The 1,402-nt window shown below is 54.6% G+C and carries 1 protein-coding gene and 1 pseudogene; both read left to right on the top strand.

Going from position 1 to position 1,402, the window contains the following annotated elements:
- Positions 1-297, top strand: a pseudogene (locus ACLUYS_RS09855) (MATE family efflux transporter); the annotation flags it as partial.
- Positions 298-654: 357 nt separating this feature from the next.
- Positions 655-1,402, top strand: a 748-nt coding sequence (locus ACLUYS_RS09850; protein WP_412659788.1) for an aldo/keto reductase, incomplete at its 3' end; no start/stop codon positions are given.

Raw genomic sequence — 1,402 nt, 5'->3', positions numbered from 1 at the left:
CAGGTCACTCTGATGTGCAGCTACTTTTTCTCCATTCAGTACGAAGTCATTTCCGGCTATTTGCGCGGCTTTGGCATTTCGGTTCTTCCTGCCGTACTGACGACGCTGGGCGTATGTGTCGTTCGCATTCTCTGGATTCTGTTTGTCTTCCCGCTCTCGCATACGTTCATGACCATTCTGGCCATCTTCCCGATTTCTTTAGGCTCCGCCGCAGTCCTTCTGATCGGCGCTCTGCTGATCAAACGGCCCGCCCGCCGGCTTCTCGCCGCACAGAAGGCACAGACCGCGGCGGCTTAACCCTACATTTCGCATTCTGCCTGCACGCTTCAATCACGGTTTTGCGAGCAGCGACCGAAACACAGTCTTGCGATAAACACCGACCTGCTCTAAACACGGCAGCCGAAAACCGACCCGCTCGATATTCCAAAACGAGCGGGTCGGTTTTTTCGTCGGAGAAAGCGGTTTTCGTTTTCAAATTCGCTTCAAAAAACAATACGGAAGCCGATTGGTATACTGAAGAAAAACAGGCCGCACTCTCTGACCTTTCGTCTTATGCGCAGGGCAGGAGCCCAAGATGCCCTTCGGCATCGTGCGTTCAAAGGACAGTAAACCGAACGGAAACCGGATGCGGCGGCAGAATATGGAGAAAAGACTATGTATCCAAACGACTGTAAAAACGAAGCCTCCAATCTCAGAACCTTTACGCTCTCCAACGGCGTCGTGCTTCCTTCCACTGGCTTTGGCACCTGGAAAGTGGCCGGCGTCTCCACAGCGGATATCGTGCTCGAAGCCCTGAATGCGGGCTATCGCCTGATCGACACTGCCGCGATGTACAAAAACGAAGCGGAAATCGGAGAGGCCCTCGCCCAGACATCCATTGCGCGCGAAGATCTTCGCATTACCTCCAAATGCCCGCCCGAAGCCAGACACTACGACGATGTCATCGCCGCCTGCAACCAGAGTCTGCACGATCTCGGTCTGGACTATCTCGATCTGTATCTCGTCCACTGGCCGGCGTGCGAACACGAATTCGGCAAAGACTGGATCGCCCTTAACCGGGAAACCTGGTCGGCCATGATCGATCTGTACAAAGCGGGCAAAGTCCGTGCCATCGGCGTATCCAATTTCCTCGTTCACCATCTCGAACCGCTCATGGATATGGAAGTGACCCCCATGGTCAACCAGATCGAATACCATCCTGGCTATCTCCAGCCCGAAGTGACGAAATACTGCCAGGCACATAACATCGTCGTCCAGGCATGGTCGCCCCTTGGCCGCCAGCGCGTTTTAAAGCTGGAAGAACTCGAAGAAATCGCCAAGAAAACCGGCAAGTCCACCGCCCAGATCTGCCTGCGTTTTGAACTGCAGAACGGCATTCTCCCGCTGCCCAAATCGGCCCATT

Origin of the sequence: Allobaculum sp., from assembly GCF_047010065.1 — a bacterium.
GTDB lineage: Bacteria > Bacillota_I > Bacilli_A > Erysipelotrichales > Erysipelotrichaceae > Allobaculum > Allobaculum fili.
This window is presented reverse-complemented; position numbering and strand designations above follow the sequence as displayed.